The sequence below is a fragment of the Bariatricus sp. HCP28S3_A7 genome, assembly GCF_052066375.1.
Classification (GTDB): Bacteria; Bacillota; Clostridia; order Lachnospirales; family Lachnospiraceae; genus Allocoprococcus.
The window spans coordinates 60,507-77,598 of record NZ_JBQHSG010000001.1 but is presented as its reverse complement, the minus strand read 5'-3'; the positions used below and the strand labels follow the sequence as shown (position 1 = coordinate 77,598).

Annotated in this window: 19 protein-coding genes and 2 pseudogenes; 2 read left to right on the top strand and 19 right to left on the bottom strand. The window is 41.0% G+C overall.

Going from position 1 to position 17,092, the window contains the following annotated elements; all coding sequences use genetic code 11:
- Positions 1–24: 24 nt before the first annotated feature.
- The 5 genes from ACTNA4_RS00405 to ACTNA4_RS00385 all read right to left on the bottom strand — a co-directional run bounded on the left by ACTNA4_RS00405 (position 25) and on the right by ACTNA4_RS00385 (position 5,561).
- A complete protein-coding gene (locus tag ACTNA4_RS00405) occupies positions 25–1,035 on the bottom strand; it encodes a sensor histidine kinase (protein WP_441028115.1) in 1,011 nt (336 codons plus the stop codon).
- Positions 1,032–1,709 carry a response regulator transcription factor gene (locus ACTNA4_RS00400; RefSeq protein WP_441024467.1) on the bottom strand — a complete coding sequence of 226 codons (678 nt, stop codon included), beginning with the start codon at positions 1,707–1,709 and terminating at the stop codon, positions 1,032–1,034. The genes ACTNA4_RS00405 and ACTNA4_RS00400 overlap by 4 nt, the downstream gene beginning before the upstream one ends.
- An 18-nt stretch (positions 1,710–1,727) precedes the next feature.
- The gene (locus ACTNA4_RS00395) at positions 1,728–3,815 is read right to left on the bottom strand and encodes an ABC transporter permease (protein ID WP_441028113.1); all 2,088 of its coding nucleotides are present in this window, start codon (positions 3,813–3,815) and stop codon (positions 1,728–1,730) included.
- Positions 3,805–4,572 carry an ABC transporter ATP-binding protein gene (locus ACTNA4_RS00390; RefSeq protein ID WP_441028111.1) on the bottom strand — a complete coding sequence of 256 codons (768 nt, stop codon included), beginning with the start codon at positions 4,570–4,572 and terminating at the stop codon, positions 3,805–3,807. Before ACTNA4_RS00390 ends, ACTNA4_RS00395 begins: the two co-directional genes overlap by 11 nt.
- A gap of 155 nt (positions 4,573–4,727) precedes the next feature.
- A complete protein-coding gene (locus ACTNA4_RS00385; protein ID WP_427806481.1) occupies positions 4,728–5,561 on the bottom strand; it encodes a NifB/NifX family molybdenum-iron cluster-binding protein in 834 nt (277 codons plus the stop codon).
- 240 nt (positions 5,562–5,801) lie between these two features.
- Here ACTNA4_RS00385 and ACTNA4_RS00380 point away from each other — a divergent pair, with 240 nt between their 5' ends.
- A complete protein-coding gene (locus tag ACTNA4_RS00380) occupies positions 5,802–7,064 on the top strand; it encodes a cation:proton antiporter (protein WP_441028109.1) in 1,263 nt (420 codons plus the stop codon).
- Between the two features lie 266 nt (positions 7,065–7,330).
- Here ACTNA4_RS00380 and ACTNA4_RS00375 read toward each other — a convergent pair.
- A pseudogene (locus ACTNA4_RS00375) lies at positions 7,331–7,456 on the bottom strand (ORF6N domain-containing protein); the annotation flags it as partial.
- 6 nt (positions 7,457–7,462) lie between these two features.
- Here ACTNA4_RS00375 and ACTNA4_RS00370 point away from each other — a divergent pair.
- Complete coding sequence (locus tag ACTNA4_RS00370; RefSeq protein ID WP_441028107.1) at positions 7,463–8,131, top strand: hypothetical protein; 669 nt, start codon at positions 7,463–7,465, stop codon at positions 8,129–8,131.
- A gap of 104 nt (positions 8,132–8,235) precedes the next feature.
- Here ACTNA4_RS00370 and ACTNA4_RS00365 read toward each other — a convergent pair whose 3' ends face one another.
- From ACTNA4_RS00365 to ACTNA4_RS00305, 13 genes and pseudogenes are all read right to left on the bottom strand, one after another.
- Positions 8,236–9,093, bottom strand: coding sequence for an AraC family transcriptional regulator (locus ACTNA4_RS00365; protein ID WP_441028105.1), 858 nt, complete (start codon positions 9,091–9,093; stop codon positions 8,236–8,238).
- Positions 9,094–9,258: 165 nt separating this feature from the next.
- Positions 9,259–9,531 (bottom strand): annotated as a pseudogene (locus ACTNA4_RS00360) (GyrI-like domain-containing protein); the annotation flags it as partial.
- Between the two features lie 11 nt (positions 9,532–9,542).
- Positions 9,543–9,893 (bottom strand): TIGR04076 family protein, encoded by a 351-nt coding sequence (locus tag ACTNA4_RS00355; protein WP_349084503.1) that lies wholly within the window; start codon positions 9,891–9,893, stop codon positions 9,543–9,545.
- Positions 9,894–9,897: 4 nt separating this feature from the next.
- Positions 9,898–10,290 (bottom strand): VOC family protein, encoded by a 393-nt coding sequence (locus ACTNA4_RS00350; RefSeq protein WP_441028103.1) that lies wholly within the window; start codon positions 10,288–10,290, stop codon positions 9,898–9,900.
- Between the two features lie 5 nt (positions 10,291–10,295).
- Positions 10,296–11,207, bottom strand: a complete 912-nt coding sequence (locus tag ACTNA4_RS00345; RefSeq protein WP_441028101.1) for a helix-turn-helix transcriptional regulator — start codon at positions 11,205–11,207, stop codon at positions 10,296–10,298.
- Positions 11,208–11,517: 310 nt separating this feature from the next.
- Positions 11,518–11,829, bottom strand: coding sequence for a 23S rRNA methyltransferase (locus ACTNA4_RS00340; RefSeq protein WP_441028099.1), 312 nt, complete (start codon positions 11,827–11,829; stop codon positions 11,518–11,520).
- 102 nt (positions 11,830–11,931) lie between these two features.
- On the bottom strand, positions 11,932–12,234 hold the full coding sequence (locus ACTNA4_RS00335) for a hypothetical protein (protein ID WP_441028097.1): 303 nt from the start codon (positions 12,232–12,234) through the stop codon (positions 11,932–11,934).
- Between the two features lie 53 nt (positions 12,235–12,287).
- Positions 12,288–12,533 (bottom strand): recombinase family protein, encoded by a 246-nt coding sequence (locus tag ACTNA4_RS00330; RefSeq protein WP_441028095.1) that lies wholly within the window; start codon positions 12,531–12,533, stop codon positions 12,288–12,290.
- Between the two features lie 105 nt (positions 12,534–12,638).
- On the bottom strand, positions 12,639–13,064 hold the full coding sequence (locus ACTNA4_RS00325) for an LEM-3-like GIY-YIG domain-containing protein (RefSeq protein ID WP_441028093.1): 426 nt from the start codon (positions 13,062–13,064) through the stop codon (positions 12,639–12,641).
- Positions 13,065–13,096: 32 nt separating this feature from the next.
- The gene (locus ACTNA4_RS00320; protein ID WP_441028091.1) at positions 13,097–13,561 is read right to left on the bottom strand and encodes a hypothetical protein; all 465 of its coding nucleotides are present in this window, start codon (positions 13,559–13,561) and stop codon (positions 13,097–13,099) included.
- Between the two features lie 217 nt (positions 13,562–13,778).
- On the bottom strand, positions 13,779–14,222 hold the full coding sequence (locus tag ACTNA4_RS00315; RefSeq protein ID WP_441028089.1) for a hypothetical protein: 444 nt from the start codon (positions 14,220–14,222) through the stop codon (positions 13,779–13,781).
- Positions 14,191–14,697: a hypothetical protein gene (locus tag ACTNA4_RS00310; protein ID WP_441028087.1), complete on the bottom strand. Its 507-nt coding sequence runs from the start codon at positions 14,695–14,697 to the stop codon at positions 14,191–14,193. The genes ACTNA4_RS00315 and ACTNA4_RS00310 overlap by 32 nt, the downstream gene beginning before the upstream one ends.
- Positions 14,698–15,405: 708 nt before the next feature.
- Positions 15,406–17,088 carry a recombinase family protein gene (locus tag ACTNA4_RS00305; protein ID WP_441028085.1) on the bottom strand — a complete coding sequence of 561 codons (1,683 nt, stop codon included), beginning with the start codon at positions 17,086–17,088 and terminating at the stop codon, positions 15,406–15,408.
- Positions 17,089–17,092: the final 4 nt, after the last annotated feature.

Sequence of the window (17,092 nt, the reverse complement as noted above, 5' to 3'; positions counted from 1 at the left end):
AATACTCCAGCAATAAACGAAATTCTACTTCACTTTTGGAAAAGCAATCGAAATCGTCACCCCTTCTCCCCACCGGGATTCAGCCTCTATTTTCAGGTTCAGATCATCTGCCATCTTTTTTGTCAAATACAGCCCCATACCGGTAGCTTTCTTCCGGCTGTCGGTAGAATCCCCTGTAAAGCCCTTCTGAAAAATATAGGGCAGGTCATAATTCTTAACCCCAATACCGTTATCAGCTATGGTCAAAATATCCGTCTCGCCGGTGTGCTTCAGGGACGTAGTGAGCTTAGGCTCTGCTCCACTGTATTTGATGGAGTTACTGATGATCTGGCCAATCATGAATTGAAATCCCCGTCGGTCAGTATAGACGGTTTCGTCTTGTAATCTGTTTTCAATGAGAAACTGCTTTTCCTCCAGCAAAGGTGCATAATCTTCAAGAACCTCTTCTATGGCATCTCTAAGTTCCACAGTCTCAAACCGATAATCTTTCGTGCTGCTCCCAAGCCGGGCGTAGTAGAGCATCTGGGTAATATCCTCCTGAAGCTGACTTCGCACATAGTCCAATTTGGCGTGCAGAGGAGGCGGGATCTCATCGGCCCGGTTATCCAAAATCATAGTAAGCAAAGAAAGCGGTGTTTTGGCTTCATGCGCCCACCCCTCCACGTATTCCTCATAATCCCGGAGGGCTTCCTCAGTCTCCTGAATCCGGCTTTGCTTTTTCTCCAGAACAGAGACCAGAACCCGAAGCTGTTCCCGCTCCTGCTGACTCACTGCACATAGAAGTTTTTCCGTGTTCACTTCGTCCGGTTCCATTAGAAAAGCTCGAAAAATCGCACGTTTATGCTGCTCTTTGAAATAAACGTACAGAACGATTACTGAAAACAAAACAAAGCTTGCCAGTGCAATCGTCACGACAAGGCTTGCGAATGCCTGTGCACTGGAAAGCCATAGGAGCAGAGAAGAAAAAGAATCAATAATGAGCAGTAAAATGAGCCACGGGGCATATCGTTTTAACGTATTCCAGAACTGTTTCACGGTGTATCCTCCCTTTCCAGCCGGTAGCCCAATCCACGGACAGCCACGACTTTCTGCTTCATGCCCAAATTCGCCATCGTCTTTTTCAGGCGGGTCAGATTGACCTGCAGAGCATTTTCATCAATGAACTCCGTAGTATCCCAGAGCGCCCTGCACAGCTGCTTCGAAGTCACTAATTGATTTCCACCCGCAAGCAATGCTTCCAGAAGCTTACCCTGATTTCTGGGAAGGATCACGGAAGTGTTATTGATGTACAACGTGTAAGTTCCCCGATCCAACAGGAATCCCTGCCCTTCCAGAAGATTGGAACGGCCTTCGAATCGTTTGAGAATGTTGGCGATTCTGGCCAACAGCCGCTCTTTGCGGCAGGGCTTTGTCAAATATTCATCCGCCCCAAGACGAAGCGCCTGCAATTCATCGGACATCTGGTCCCGGGAAGTCAAGACCAGAACCGGAATGGATGTTTTCTGCTTGAGGTCCCAGCAAATCTGGAATCCACTGATCTCCGGCAGATTAAGATCCAGGATAACAAGATCAGGAGCGAGGGCTGTCAGCTGCTCTGCGGCATTTTCAAATACAGTGACTGCCAAAGCAGAATATCCTGCCTTCTCCAGCATATTGCAAAGCTCTTCCCGTGTATAAACTTCATCTTCTACAACAGCGATTTTCTTCATGACACTCCTCCTTCCCGGCTATTCTTCTCTCTGCGGCTGCATGAGCGTCAGCAAATATCGGTCACTGGAACGCTTAATTATAGTTACATAGATGTATTCTACCACACAAAGCAGTAAAATCATAGCGGCAGACACCAGAAGCATCTCCCGCTCTGCCCCTTTTGTTCCGGATGAAAGCATCCCCGCAAAGAGAGCCTTGACGCCAAAGATACTGCTGATTGCCGCGACAAAGACAGGCAGCCCCATAAACCAGTTGATCTGCTTCCGGGCAGATAGACAAATATCTTTATAGGTAGCGCCCAGATGTACCAGTGTCTGATATCTGCGTCCTGTCTTCTGCTGATTCATCAGGAACTGAACACCCATAATAGTATTGGCAACCACCAGAAAGATGATGGCCAGATAAATAGTAATGTAGCTGGCTGCTACCATATAAAAGAGCTGACGTCCTATATTTTGCAGATAGCTTTCATACTCAATTCCCATATCTTCAAGGCAAAGTTCATCCAGCCGTGCGTTCATATCAGAAATCGCGGTCATCAGGCTTCCGGACTTTACCGCTTTCCGGCTCATAATACCATTGATATAAACCTCATATTCTCCATTTGTATATTGTAAGAACTGTTCGTCAGGCAGAATCAATGCAAACGATAAGGTGATTGACCTGTCGGTCACCAAATCAACAGACTGGATCTTGCCGGTCAGATATAAAGGAGTACCATTCAGCAGGGTCTCCGGATGTTCAGAAAGAATACGGTTGAGCATATCCATTCTGCTCTCAGTCGTAAAATCATAATCCTGATACACGGCAGCCTCATTTTCCTCCAGTACCAGCGCAGGCTTACCGGCAGCCTCCAACAGACGGTTGTAATCTGACAAACAGATCAGATACGGATAATCAACATAGCCCAGATTGTTCAGCAGGACATCCCGATCCTCGGATTGTGTGAAACCTTCCAAAGACTCCATAACAGAATCCATTTGAAACACATGATTACCATTCTCCCCATTCCGGACGTTGCCGATCCGCATTTCAAAAAGCTGGGAAAATTGAGTTTCAAGATCATTTTCCTTCAGAACGGTCTTCAGATGAGAAAGGACATCCTGTGAACTCTCTGCGCCATAATCCTGAAATGTATAATCCATCACATGCTCCCCCGCCTGTCGGCTGGTACCGGCAATACCGATGCCGGCGCCAAAGCAGCACAGTGCTGCCAGAATCAGCAGCGAACTGATAGCCATGGAGGTAGACTGATGCATGACATTTTCCTGAATCTGGCGGAATGAAAATACATGAAGTTTTCGATTTGCTTTTCCCGCCTTTACCAGTAAGGCGATCAATGCCCGCATTCCATAGAACAGAAAAATCGTTCCCAAGAGCCCGAGAAGCAGGGTCAGGAGCATTTTATCCGGGGCATACCATGCAATTCCCTGAATCGCCATGGCATAGGCGGCAGCCAGCATGATCACGCCTGAAACGGTACAAGTCCCATAGACAAATGCCGGCCTTTGCTTTTTTTCTTTTTCGGAGAAAGAAGCCAGAAGCGTGCCGATCTCCTGCCGACTGATTTTCCCACTGAGGATCAGAAACGCCGCCAGCTTGATAACGAGGAATCCTGTAACGGTAAAGCAAACAGCTGACAGTGAAAATGTAAACTGATGGCCGATGATACCCATCCCCACAAGCTTGGCTGTAACCAGACTGATCAGTTCCGAAAGCAGCACCGCAATCGGAAGTCCGATCACCAGAGCCAGAATACTGCTCAAAAGATCCTCCGCAAGAAGCATGATAAAGAGCTTACTTCTCCGCATTCCCATCATCAGATAGACACCAAACTCTTTTCTGCGGCGCTCCAGCTGATATTTACAGGCAAAATAAATCAGGAAAAACAGAATTCCCAACGTCATCCCATAGAAAACCGGAATCATCAGCAACAATTTATTTACCGCATCACTTTCCATTTTCGCAAGAAAGACCATCACATCCTGTTTGGAGAGCGAAAGGATGATATAAAAAGCAACAATGGAAATAATCAATGAACCGAAAAACAGCCCGTTTTCTTTGCGGTTGCGTTTACTATTTCTTAGAATTAAATTAGAGAACATTTAAGCTGCCTCCTCCCAATTGAGCCATGACTTTCAGAATTTGCTGGTAGAAATCCTGCTGGCTTTCATCGCCGCGGCGAAGCTCATGGAAAATCACCCCGTCCTGAATGAACAGGATTCGTTTGCAAAAGCTGGCTGCGTTGGAATCATGGGTCACCATCAGAATCGTGGCCTCTTCATCCCGGTTTAATCCGGAAAGCTTTTCCATGATATTCTTCGCATTCTTACTGTCCAGTGCGCCTGTCGGTTCATCCGCAAGAATCAGTTTCGGGTGAAGAATCATGGCTCTTGCCGCCGCCACTCTCTGACGCTGTCCCCCGGACATCTGTGCGGGAAATTTATCAAGAACATCTGTGATTTCCAGATATTCCGCCAGCTGCTCCAGCCGCAGAGAACTCTCCTTTTCTGTCACATCATGCAGGGAAGTCGGCAGTAAGACATTTTCCCGGCCGGTCAGATTATCCAGCAATTCAAAATTCTGAAACAGGTAACCCACTGTCTTCCCCCGGTATTGTGCCAGTTCCTTACCGCCAAGTGACTGCAGATTCCTGCCCTCCATCACGATACTGCCGCCGGTAGGCTTGATCACCGTCGCAATACAGTTAAGCAGTGTGGACTTTCCGGAGCCACTGCTGCCCATGATCCCCAGAAATTCTCCGGGCATCACCTGAAAAGTGATTCCGTCCAGCGCCCTGGTCTGGTTCGGCACATTGCCGTAGGTCTTGGTTAAGTTTTCAATATTCAAAATCGGTTCCATAAGAATTACCTCCTGTTGTTTTCTGGCTTCATGATAACATAGGCTGCCAGAAAATAACACTTACAGTCAATGTAAGGTTATCAGGCTTCCGATACTTTTACACAAAAAAGACAGGCCGATCCCGCAATTTGGGACCAGTCTGTCGATTCTCATCCTTATTTTACTTCAACCAGTTCAATCCTGAAGTTCAGTTCTTTTCCTGCCATTTCATGATTTGCATCAAGAGTAATTGTCTTTTCATCTTTCTCTACTACTTTTACCGGGAATGGCTGTCCCATTGCATTTGACAGATAAACCTGCTGACCAACTGTAAGATCTTCTGATCCCTGCAGCTGCTCAATCTCAAATGTCATAATTGCATTCGGATCCGGCATGCCATATGCTTCTTCCGGCATAAGATGGATATCTACAACCTGTCCTACTTCCATATCAACGACTGCTGCATCAAATCCTTTGATCATCATGCCTGCTCCACAGATAAATTCCAATGGTTCTCCACGATCATAGGAAGAATCAAACTGAGCACCATCGTTGAATGTACCTTTATAATGTACTTTACAGATCTTTCCTGCATTTTTTCCTTCAAGCATAACCCGATGACCGCCGCAGCCTCCGCAGCTTCCGCAATTGCCGCCACAGGAATGTTCTTCTTCATGGTCGTGATGATCGCAATTCACTCCTGTAGAAATCAGTTCGCCTTTTAAATATGCTTCAACAGCTTCATCCGTATTTCCCTCTGCGCCTGATACTACTTCAATTCCTGCTTCATCAAGTGCTTCCTGTGCACCTTCTCCAATACCGCCACAGATCAGGACATGAATTCCTGCTTCTGCCAAAAGTCCTGCAAGTGCGCCATGACCGGTACCATTTGAAGCGATGATTTCACTGGAAACAACCTTTTCCGCTTCTACTTCATATACTTTAAAATTTTCTGTTTTTCCAAAATGCTGAAATACATTCCCGTTATCGTAAGTTACCGCAATTTTCATTTTCAATACCTCCAGTATTTTTTTACATCCTGATTCATCCTATCACAAATCCCGGGATTTCTCTACCGCAAAATGAACTTTCTTTGTTAATATTCCATTTTTCTTGTGTTTTTTCTATTACACTATAATCAAAATGATTTGATCCGTTGAAAAATGCTTACACATTCAGGTAAATGATTTGAAAACGCATCCATATGTTGCTATAATAAATGAAAAATGACTGAAGGGGGTCTGAATACCATGCTTGGCTTTTTACCCAAAGTAGTAATACTGCTTTTATTAATTGTTCTTTTGGGATTTTTTAACGAGAAGATAACCAAATTTCCATATGAAATTTCACTGATGTTATTTTCTATTGTGATTAGTATGATAATGCTTATTTTTGATTCTGCACTACGCAGCACATCGATCAGTGAACTGCTTAGTAATCTGCAGGTTTTTAATTTGGAAGCGCTTTTGATGGAAGGTGTTTTATGCTTTATGCTTTTTGCAGGTTCCTGTCACATGCGGCTTCTGGATTTCAAGAAACACGCCCGCCCGATTACAATGCTTTCTGTTGTTGCAACACTTCTGGGCGCGATTTTTTACGGTTCCCTGTTCTATGCAGGTGCTTCTCTTCTGGGACTACCATTCAGTTTTCCGGTATGCCTGATGTTCGGAAGCATCACAGCACCAACCGATCCAATCGCAGCAACAAGTATTCTGAAAAAATTCAATCTTCCAAAAGATATCAGTTTCATCATGGAAGGCGAATCTCTTTTTAACGACGGTGTGGGTGTCGCATTATTTGTGTGCTTCTCCGGAATGGTGACAATGCAAGAAAATGGCAGCTTTCTGGCTGTTATGGGTAAGGAACTGTTCGGAGCGGTGTTGGTTGGAATTCTGGCAACAGCGATATGCTTTCCGATTTTTGCCTTGACCAAAGACGGAAATCGAAGAATCTTTGTCAGTCTTCTTGCCGTTTCTATGGCCTATGTTCTGTGCGAACATTTTGGTTTTTCCGGAGCCATCGCGTCTGTCGTATGTGGAATCTCATTTTCGGCACTCTGCAACCGCAGAGAACAAAAAGGACAACCGCTGGATCTGGAGGAATTTGATACTTTTTGGGAAATTCTGGACAATTTATTGAATTCGGTTCTGTATGTGATAATGGGACTGACATTTGTACATATTCTGCAAATGCCTCATGTACTTTTGTTATCCTGCCTGGCTATTATATTTAATCTGATTGGACGCTTCTCAAGCGTCGGCCTGGCCACATTTTTTGCCGGAAAACTTCCGAGTGGATACGATAAACTCAGCTTTGTAAATCTGCTTACATATGGCGGCCTCCGAGGCGGGCTCAGTATCGCACTGGCTATGAGTACAAGAGAAATGGTAAGCGCGGATACATATTCCATTATTCTGGGAAGCACCTACGCAATCGTATTCTTTACGACCGTCGTACAAGGCTTAACTATGAAACAAGTGTATCAGAAAATTGAAAAAGGACTTAGTAAATAACTCTTTTTCAAGTAGCGGCAAGCATCAAGATTCATTATTAAGATTGGCCTCTTAATAATGTTATGTTATCTTAAACGACTCCATAAAATTTTTCAAGGCATAGTACCCACTATTGGAAATATCTACAAGTACATTTTCAATACTATTATCATCTGCTTTATATTTTGCAATCAAAAAATTTACAAATTTCATTGAATCACTGACAACGTTATCCGGCACAATGAAAATCCCGCTATTGGACGGTGTTGCTGTCATATGAACAAAACCTGACCGATTAGATTGAGATTTTCTAAAATGTAATCCTTCATTTTCTTGAAGGTTCTTATTAATGCCTTGCTCTGTTTAACAGCTAATGGTCCTTTTAAGACAGTCATCAACATATATAATCCTTTTATCATGTGAGTGCAGATTATCTTCTCTGCAGAACCGAACTGCGTCAGCATGAAAACAAATCAGTATATGACCTGCATCTGAATGATGCCGCTGTTAAAATGCTGGCAGAAGAAATATTTAATCCAAGGCTCTTTTCAGAACTGATTACACATGAAAAATTTAAAAGATTTATGACGGACTTAGAAATCTATGTTGATGGATTTAATGATAAGGGACTTCAGATAGCAAATGCTTTTCTTGATGTGATGAGATGTAAATTAGAAGAGCTCGGTGCTGATTCCTCCGATGCCTTTGTACAAATATTCGATACTTCTCACATTGAAACAGAACAATATTACATGAATATTCTGTCGGAAGATTTGAAACCAATTGTATCAGACCTAAGAACTGCTCATATGAAAGATAGTGATACAGCCAGTGATGTTGACTATCAAAGTATGGTCAAAAGCATCATTGATGACTTTACATCTCAGATGCGGATTGCCACAGACGATAACACGGAATCAACAAATGACTCCTATATAAATGGTCTGATACTTCTTTTCTGTAAAAATCTTGAAATGAAAGTCACTCAGCTTTCTGTTCAGGAAAAAGAAACATTAAGAAACATTTTCTCCCGATCAAAACCGGCAAAAGAACATAGAAAGTTAACACGAAGGAATCCTAAATTGTAAAAGTTCCATTATTCTCAAGTTATGTATCTTACAAACAAGCCACATAGGATTATTCCAATGCGGCTTGCTTAATCTATGACTATTTTACGTGTATCAATAACTTCTTATTTCTTCTTCACAGGAATCCAAATCTCACAATAGTAATTCTCATCCTGTGTTCCCTTCTCATACTTTGTTGGATCATCATAATATTCTACGCAGTATCCGGCAGCAAACTCATACTCTTTAAGAGCAGGCAGCCATTCTGTATAAATCTTCGTATTAACATCTTGAAGAGCATTTGGCATTGCTCCCTTGCAAGGAAATACTGCCCAATCAAATGCAGGTATTGTTCTTGTAACAAGACCTTCCGGCACATCCTTCTGCGGATTGTATGGATCTGCAATGAGGTACTCAAAATTCTCCTGACCCATTTCGAGATCAATATTAATTCCATACACACCCATTACATACTGACCCATTCCTGCCTGAAAATGTTCCTGCCAGAACTGAGGCACATTTTCTTTTGCCCCTTCATAAGGAAATGTCTTTGCATTTGCAATAACAGTAAAAGCATCTTTTTTGATAATCTTGTAATCCATGAGATAGCCTCCCTCTAATGATATTTTTAGTTTCAGAGGAGCAAAGGTTTTTAGCAGCACCTCATCCTTGCGCACGGATGAAGGCGATACACCATGGAATCTGGTAAAAGCTTTGGTAAAACTATCCGGAGAGTCATACCCATACTTCATAGCAATATCAATAACCTTGTCATCAGTAATCAACAGATCATTGCCGGCAAGGGCAAGCCTTCTGTTACGAATATACTCAGCCACACTGAAACCACAAAGCATTGCAAACCCCTTCTGAAAATAGAAAGGTGAAACTCCGACTGCTTTTGCAACGTTCTCAGCTGAAATATCCTCTGTTATATGATCCTCAATGTACTGAACCGAATCACCGATAATTGCCATCCATTCCATAGTTCTTTTCTCCCTTCGCTTGCTCTGAAACTATCTTATCTCATAGAAATTACTTTTTCCCGACATTTCTTGGCTTTATTTGTCCAGTGTGAACAGTTCTATCTTTTTCGGTTCATTGACTCCTTATAATATGTCCCTCTTGTATCGCTGCAAAAGTTGCCGCCAGCCATCTACACCATCCTGCCACCAAAAACCTTCCAGCGGAGGAACCACATACTCAAAGAAGCCTTCTATCTTATAATCTGACTTATAACTCATCTTCAAAGTATAGGCAATCGCATAGAGAATTCCCACAGCCTGCTGATATGCCCCGCCTTCCTCATTTGGATTCCCCTTTCCTCTTACTGCAATATAATTTGCCTTCGGAACCGTCACAATCTCCGGTGTATTCTTAGGCATGTAAAATTCCTTATACGCTTTCTTAAAGTTAAATGCCATATACTTCTCCTTTACTCCTCATAATACTTGCCGGTATAAAAATTCTCAGCGCCAGTCTTTTTAGCAGTCATATGAAAACAGACACATCCATCCGGACATACGTAATCCTTTTCATTGTTTCCAGTCCCACCTACCAGTGCAAGATTTCCTCCACTTCTGACAGCCTGCATATCTCCGTAAAGAATCTGCATCATTTTCTGACAGATTCCATACCCCTGTTCATTAACAGGGCAACCATATGTACCGGTATACTTATCCCCGATTTCCTCCCCATTTCTGCATAAATGCTCTGTGTGGTTTCCCCGCAGATATCCTGTTACCTCAATCGTAAAAATATACTCTTCGTCATACCATTTCTTCATTTATTCACACCTCCTTAATGGATCCTATTTCAATAAGGTTTCCCTCCGGATCGGCAATATAGCAAGTTCTCTGACCCCAAGGCTCTGTCGTTGGTTCCATAATACTTTCGGCACCGGCTGCAATTACTTCTGCGTAGGTCTTATCAACCGCTGCATAGTTATCTACGCTGAGCGCAATCTCATAATGTCCATTCACACCTTTACAATACGAGAATGTCCTATTTGTCATTTTTTCAAAATCACTTTTTCGATATAAAAGAAATAGTGTTCCATCCTTTTCAAGAAAGACATTCGAAGTATTCTCATCTTCCTTTATCTCAAACCCCAGAACATCACGATAGAATCTGATCATAACAGCCATGTCATCAACAAAAATTCCAAATCCGTCTAATCTCATTTCACTTATTCCTTCCTATATTTCTTTGTAAGTTCTGTAGCGATACAAAATAGTTTCTGCCTTATGGCATCAGGTTCAAGAACAGTAACCTTGTCCATCATTGTAAGTATCCAGGACAGCAGTCCATCATCATCAGCATAATCGTGTTCAAATAGGAGTTTTCCATCCGATAGTTCTGTGAAAGACTCTATTCCATATTCCTCAATCAGGTGCCATTTCATGGATGCATCAAAAATAGCTTTTACTTTCCCCTTTGAAGGAAATACTCTCTCATTTGATAAATCAGGCATTGGCACATCGCTTCTTTTTTCAAAGTTTCTTACATGTGCTATTTCTGCCATGCGATTCAGCTTGAACAGCCTGAAATCATTTCTAAGAAGGCAGTATCCATACACATACCAACTCGACCACTTGAAAATCAGATAGTATGGCTCAATCTCTCTTTCAGAGTTTCCCTTTGGTGCATAATATTCAAATTTTAATATTCTTCCCAGTTCAAATGCATCCTGTATCAGTTCGATTTTAGGTGATATAGAATCCTTATTCCAGGAAGATAAGTCAATAAGAATTGATTCTGAACCACTGACAAACTCTGTGGAACCAGCCTTGATTTTCTCCATAAGCTGACCATAATAATGACTGCCGCTCACACTATCCAAGCTTCGAAGTCCGGCCATAATCATTTGCATATCTTTAGATGAGAGAATCGTCCTATCCATTCTGTATCCATCCATTATGCTGATTCCACCACCGGTCCCCTGTGATGTAACAATCGGAATTCCAGCTCTGCAAAGATCATCAATATCTCTATTAATTGTTCTTTTTGAAACTTCAAACACTTGTGCCAGTTCCGGGGCAGTCACCTTTTCTTTCTGTAATAGAATAGAAAGAATCCCAATAAGTCTATCTATTTTCATATCGCTTTCACTTCCTGATATATTCTAACATCCACAACATGACATCTGTATGTCACGTTTGTTTCATTATATACAATATTTTTCAAAAAATCAAAAAAGCCTCCGAATATCCATCAATTCGTATCATCTGATTGGATAAGATAGATATTATTCATATCAGTCTTAATTTTTTTAGTATTATTACCTTGTCCCTTTGACACTCCTGTAACTGAAAAAAGAACATCCCATAACCGGTAAAATTTACAGGTCTAGAATGTCCCTTTTACGCTAATAAACTATATTATTAACACACACTGTTTCTTATCCACAACTATATAATACCAAAATGTTTAAACGCCTGCATAATCGCCTCTTCCTTCTCCGGTGTACACTTTGGCTGTTTTGCATTCTCAGATTTAGGCAGATTAAAATTCTCACCAACATCCAATCCACATTTCTTCTTAATCTGTGCGATATAAAGATTGGAAACCTTAAGCCCTGTCTGTTCCAACACATATACTTTTATCTGCTCATAAGTTGCTTTTCCTTTAAATTCAGACAAGTCCATATCCTCTAGGGAGAAATCAACCTTCACTTTTCTGTTGTCGACCATTCCCTTGGAAAGAAGAACAACCGTCTCCACATGCGGTGAAAGTTTCTTCTTATATTAAATAGCGAAACCGTCACCTTTTGCGAAAAGGTTTATACCCCACTTAAGAGGATAGCGTTTACCCCCACTTCTGTATCACTTATCTGTGATTCTGTTCTTTAAATCCATATCATTCATCCAGTCTTGAAAAACTGAATAATTTTTTACATCTTCTCCAGCAGCCTTTATTCTATCCTCTGCTTTCTTTTGTTGTGCTACACTCATAGCTTCAGATGCTTTCTTTGCTGTTTCCATGATATGTATTAACTCATTTCCAAAAACACTCTGTATCTGCTGATCTTTCGCTTCAATACGCCCCACGCCATTCAAAATCTCTGTATTATTCCATACTTCTCTTTGCCCTTTATGATAAAGAGTAACAAGTATTACTCCCATCATATTTGTTAAAGTACCATAGGTCTTTTCATCTTCGTAACAAAAAGTGTAACTACCTATCCCTTCTCCATCATTCTCTGGAACTGTGGGCGGTTCTCACAATAGCCGGATATGCCCTGATCAGCAAATACTCCGATAAATTCATATTCCGGATTTCCGGTAATCAGTCTCTCATAGGTTTCCATTTGGTTTTCAAGAGAGTCTTCCTGTCTTCTGCTGTCTGTGGAAACTCTGGCATAAGCACATACCCTTTTCTTTTGTAAGACCGAAGCTGGTCGTTTGTTAATCACTTTTATTCGCACGTTACATCACTTCCTTCAAAAAACCTTTTCTGAAACTCCTGAATCCTCCGAAAAATGGCTTGTGCATCCTCTACCTTGTCAAGGCATACCACATCCACATTTTTCTTACTGCAAATCAGAATGAACTCCATAAACGTTATCATTGAAATCGTCCAGACTGAGTTCTTCGCAATTATAACGAGACTCCAGAAGGGAAACCTCTATCTTACCATATACGCTGGAATGATGACCTCTCTGTCGATTTGTGAGGTTCTCAATGCCTATCAAATCAATTGCAGCTGCTTCAACCTTAAGAGCTGTTTCTTCATCCACACCATGTACCAATATTTCGATTATAGGCTCTTTCCCTGCTTTCATTAAGCTCTGCACGTATTCTGCTTTTTGGCTATCTCCTTCATCAAATAAATGAGCAAATACTCTATTTCCTTTACCTTTTCCGACGTAGAAAGGTTTATGTGTATCTGGATTTGAATACACGTAAACGTAGTACCCTAATTCATCTATAGTCTTTTGTGAAAACGATGTTATCATTTGTAAGTCTCCTTTTTACCACAACTGAAATACTAATAAAATCTTGAAAAATCTTTACAGATATACTTTTCAAACTGTGGTTTACAATATTCTTCCCTCTTTCCAGTAACAGAATTCATTTTATTTCCATTAAACCAGATACTGTGTTTTCCTGCATTCTTTCCGTTCTTGTTTGTAACACACTCTTTTAAGAACTCCTCTGATGACATAATCCACATCATTTTCAAACGTTCTGAATAGAATACAAAATAAAAATTTGGTCTGTACTCATGGACAATCGCTGAAAATAATGCTGCATCGCCTTCTGCAACTTCACTCGACCTCGCTTTAATTTGAATCTCAATAAAAGTACCGTCACTTTTTTTGATAACACAATCAACACCGTGGTCATCAACTAAAGGAAGATAGCAGTCCAAGCCTTCCATTAGCATATCCCCAACTAATTTATATTCCATCCGCTTTCCAAAACCTGCGGAATGTCTAAATGAAACACTCATACCAAACTCCTACTCTCTATGGTCTTCCGCCTTGACAATTTGGACATTTCCTCTGGAAAATATCTGTCCCGTTGGCTTTATATATATGCCCACAATTCTGACATTTCATCTTATAAAACCACTGACCGTGATCTGTTCCGGGTTCTTCTGTTCTACCTTGATTAATTTGATTATTCCTATTTATGTATCCTATTTCTGTCGTTTTCATAACACACCACTAATTCTGTATTTTGAACGTATGATAAATTATCACCACACGTGCATCTGAACGATATTTTGTATTCTTTTTAAAATCTGCTTTTCCGTCAATTGATATTTCTTCTATTGCTCCTGCTTTTGTAAGTAACCCCATCATTAAATCCTTACGCTCTACCAAAGTAATATTAGTAAATCCATATGCCTCTAACTCAGTTTTTACTTCTTGATAGTTCCTGTGAAAATACTCTACTGCTCCCGATGGAATGCGCACTGTTGTTTTCTTCTTTTCTGTTACCTGCTTTGTAACGGCATTTGTCCCATGCTTCGCAAAACTATCTATCGCTTTAACTGCCACATCTCCTACAATTTTCACCCCAGCAGCAGCCACGGCTTTTATAACTTTGTCCTTTGCTCCCATTTTATATCCTACCTTAACAATCAGTATTGTCATCTGATGTTTCAATATGAGAATTGCTTCCTAATGCTGATGCCAGTGCTCCAACACCTACTGTCACCACAGTACCAGCAATCATGGCCATAAATGCAATGAATTTTTTATTTTCGGAGTCTTTCTCATTCATCATTTTAGAAACCTCCATCATTTTATCTATGACATACTTCCTTTCTTCGAATGAAAGTTCCTCTTTATCTAATTCTTTTTGCAGTGAACTAATCATTGCTTTTCCAGCATCATAACAATTCATAATACTCTTATCATTCGATGCCATACCTTTTTCAAGAATATCTTTATATTCAACCAGCATTTCCTTAGTTGTTTTCGCAAACTCTGGAAACTGCTCTAATGCTTTTTTGGCAACTTCCGGGTCCATGTGTGGAAGCATTGTCGCAAATTTCATCACTTTTTCTTTAGAAAGATGACGAAAATCTGGTATGCCTAATTTCTTTAAAACCTGTTTTTCTGTTAACGTTTTGCTCATAACTTTTTCCTTTCCCACAATACTCCATTTAACTTTAGTATATCACATTGATAAATACTTTCAATAAAAAGACCGATGAATGACTTATATCCATCCATCGGAATTTTCCCATTAAAGCCTTTGTTATTTTCGCGTCATCCGTTCATAAACTTTCATTTCTCTATATTCCTTATATGCCATAAGCACTTTCTCCTTTCGCCAATCGAGTATCCTTTTATGAGTTTCGCCAAAAAGTAAGACCGTTTCGCCATAGGGTTTTATTCCCTATGAACTTTTTGGCAAAATTTTATGTTTAAGGGGGTAAAAATGTACTTCGGAATGTAAAATAATCTTCGATTTTCCACTTTTTCCGTTCAATCCAAAGAAGTCAAAACCCCGAAAAAGCCCGTAAACTGGGCGTTTCTTCGCTCTCGGTAGTGTATTCACAACATCGTCAGACACCCTGCCAAATCCAGGTTATCTATCCTGGCTGCAGAAAATAGCAAGGCAGCCGAAACCACCTTGCTAAAAAAATCAAAATTTTGTCGATTACTTGAATGTAATGCTTTTTTGTTTCTTCTGATTTCGCTAATCGAGTATACTTACGCCAAAAGATACTTCTTCGCCTCCAAACAACCTATCCCCCGGGGTATATCAATTTCCTCATACCCACTCTACGGAAACAGAAACACACATATATTTCAGCTCATAAATCGCTGAACTCTTGGTTTATTGAGCTTTTCTCGACAGAAGGCACACCGTCTCAACGGTATTTTCATTGTCCCAACTAAGTTCTTCTATTTCCGAACCATTGAAATACACCGGAAAACGGAACTTAATGTGCTTCAGGAATCTGCCATCCGGCTGCTCCTGCTCATAAACGTCTACCTGTTCTACAAAGCTGTTTAAAAATTCTTTTTTCTCCAGATCCGTGAACTTGTCATATAGTTTATCAAAATACAGTAAGAATTGGTAGACGTTATCTTCTGATATTTTCTTCTGTTTGATATTCAGCAAACGGTTCTTGACCTCACTGATGCTGTTCTCCACACCCTCGATTTCATCATAGAGACGATACAATCTTGTCTCCATATCCTGATATTTTTTCTCATAAAAACGGTCTGTAATATCCAGACTGTCCATCTGCTGTCCAAGTCGATTTTTTGCTCCAGTCAGCTGCCGATGCTGTTTCTCCAATTCTTCAATTTCCTTTTCCACTTCCGTTGTGTCAATTCTTGCACCGATTTTCTTCAAAATTGCTTCCTCAAATTTTGGATTCTGCACAAGCCTCCGGATTACTTCCTCTACCGCATCATTCACCTTATCTTCACTCCATTGTTTGCGGTAGCTGCAGTTATGCCCGTCCACCAGCTTCCGATGCTTGCAGGCATAATAGAAATAATCTTTATATGCCGTACCGTCTTTTCTTTTTTTTCGATTGACATTCCCATACATTCCACTGCCACAAAGAGGGCATCTCAAAATGCCGGATAAGATATGCTCATGGTCCAGACTATGGGTCTTTTCGTATGATACTCCTGTTTTCTGCCGTTTCTGATGTGCCAGTTTCCAATCCTCTTCTGAAATGATACCTTCATGGATGCCATCGTTCAGCATATACTCTTCCTGCTTCACAATCCGATATTCATTTCTTGTTCCGGGAACTTTTTCATTCTTTCTGCGACCAAATGCCAATTTCCCACAATAAATCGGATTATCCAGAACACCTTTGATGAATGAAGTTGCAAATGCGTCCAGTGTATTATTCTGTCTCTTTTTCTTTTTATATCCATGCTGGTTCAGCCATGACGCAATCGCACTCATTCCCATATTGGTATGGATAAATTTATCAAAGATCAATCGAATTACCTCTGCTTCGTCCTCTGCAATCTGAAGTTCTCCGTTTACCAGTTTGTAACCATAGGGAGTAAATCCACCGTTCCATTTTCCTTCCCTTGCTTTCTGCTTTCGTCCTTCCATGGTCTGCACCAAAATATTTTCACGTTCAATTTCTGCCACCGCTGACAAAACGGAGATCATCAGCTTTCCACTGTCTTTTGAACTGTCAATGCCATCCTCTACACAGATCAGATTCACTCCAAAATCCTGCATCCTCTGCAATGAATTCAAAACGTCCGCAGCATTACGCCCAAAACGGGAAAGCTTAAATACCAGCACAAACTGTACATCGTCCGTACCATCTTCAATATTGTCCAACATCCGCTGAAATTCCGGTCTGCCTTCTACGCTTTTACCGGATTTACCTTCATCTGCAAATTCTTTTACAATCTCCATGTTCTGATACTCGGCATATTTTCTCAGTTTATCTCTCTGTGCATCCAGACTGTAGCCATCCACCTGCATGGTGGTGGATACACGGATATAGATATAGCATTTTGTCTTTTTTTTCATAAGT

Excerpts from the sequence above, each read along its gene's own strand:
- ACTNA4_RS00400 (WP_441024467.1), bottom strand. The coding sequence starts at position 1,709 with ATGAAGAAAATCGCTGTTGTAGAAGATGAAGTTTATACACGGGAAGAG.
- ACTNA4_RS00395 (WP_441028113.1), bottom strand. The coding sequence starts at position 3,815 with ATGTTCTCTAATTTAATTCTAAGAAATAGTAAACGCAACCGCAAAGAA.
- ACTNA4_RS00390 (WP_441028111.1), bottom strand. The coding sequence starts at position 4,572 with ATGGAACCGATTTTGAATATTGAAAACTTAACCAAGACCTACGGCAAT.
- ACTNA4_RS00385 (WP_427806481.1), bottom strand. The coding sequence starts at position 5,561 with ATGAAAATTGCGGTAACTTACGATAACGGGAATGTATTTCAGCATTTT.
- ACTNA4_RS00380 (WP_441028109.1), top strand. The coding sequence starts at position 5,802 with ATGCTTGGCTTTTTACCCAAAGTAGTAATACTGCTTTTATTAATTGTT.
- ACTNA4_RS00365 (WP_441028105.1), bottom strand. The coding sequence starts at position 9,093 with ATGGAATGGATGGCAATTATCGGTGATTCGGTTCAGTACATTGAGGAT.
- ACTNA4_RS00355 (WP_349084503.1), bottom strand. The coding sequence starts at position 9,893 with ATGAAGAAATGGTATGACGAAGAGTATATTTTTACGATTGAGGTAACA.
- ACTNA4_RS00350 (WP_441028103.1), bottom strand. The coding sequence starts at position 10,290 with ATGAGATTAGACGGATTTGGAATTTTTGTTGATGACATGGCTGTTATG.
- ACTNA4_RS00345 (WP_441028101.1), bottom strand. The coding sequence starts at position 11,207 with ATGAAAATAGATAGACTTATTGGGATTCTTTCTATTCTATTACAGAAA.
- ACTNA4_RS00335 (WP_441028097.1), bottom strand. The coding sequence starts at position 12,234 with ATGATGGGAGTAATACTTGTTACTCTTTATCATAAAGGGCAAAGAGAA.
- ACTNA4_RS00325 (WP_441028093.1), bottom strand. The coding sequence starts at position 13,064 with ATGATAACATCGTTTTCACAAAAGACTATAGATGAATTAGGGTACTAC.
- ACTNA4_RS00320 (WP_441028091.1), bottom strand. The coding sequence starts at position 13,561 with ATGAGTGTTTCATTTAGACATTCCGCAGGTTTTGGAAAGCGGATGGAA.
- ACTNA4_RS00310 (WP_441028087.1), bottom strand. The coding sequence starts at position 14,697 with ATGAGCAAAACGTTAACAGAAAAACAGGTTTTAAAGAAATTAGGCATA.
- ACTNA4_RS00305 (WP_441028085.1), bottom strand. The coding sequence starts at position 17,088 with ATGAAAAAAAAGACAAAATGCTATATCTATATCCGTGTATCCACCACC.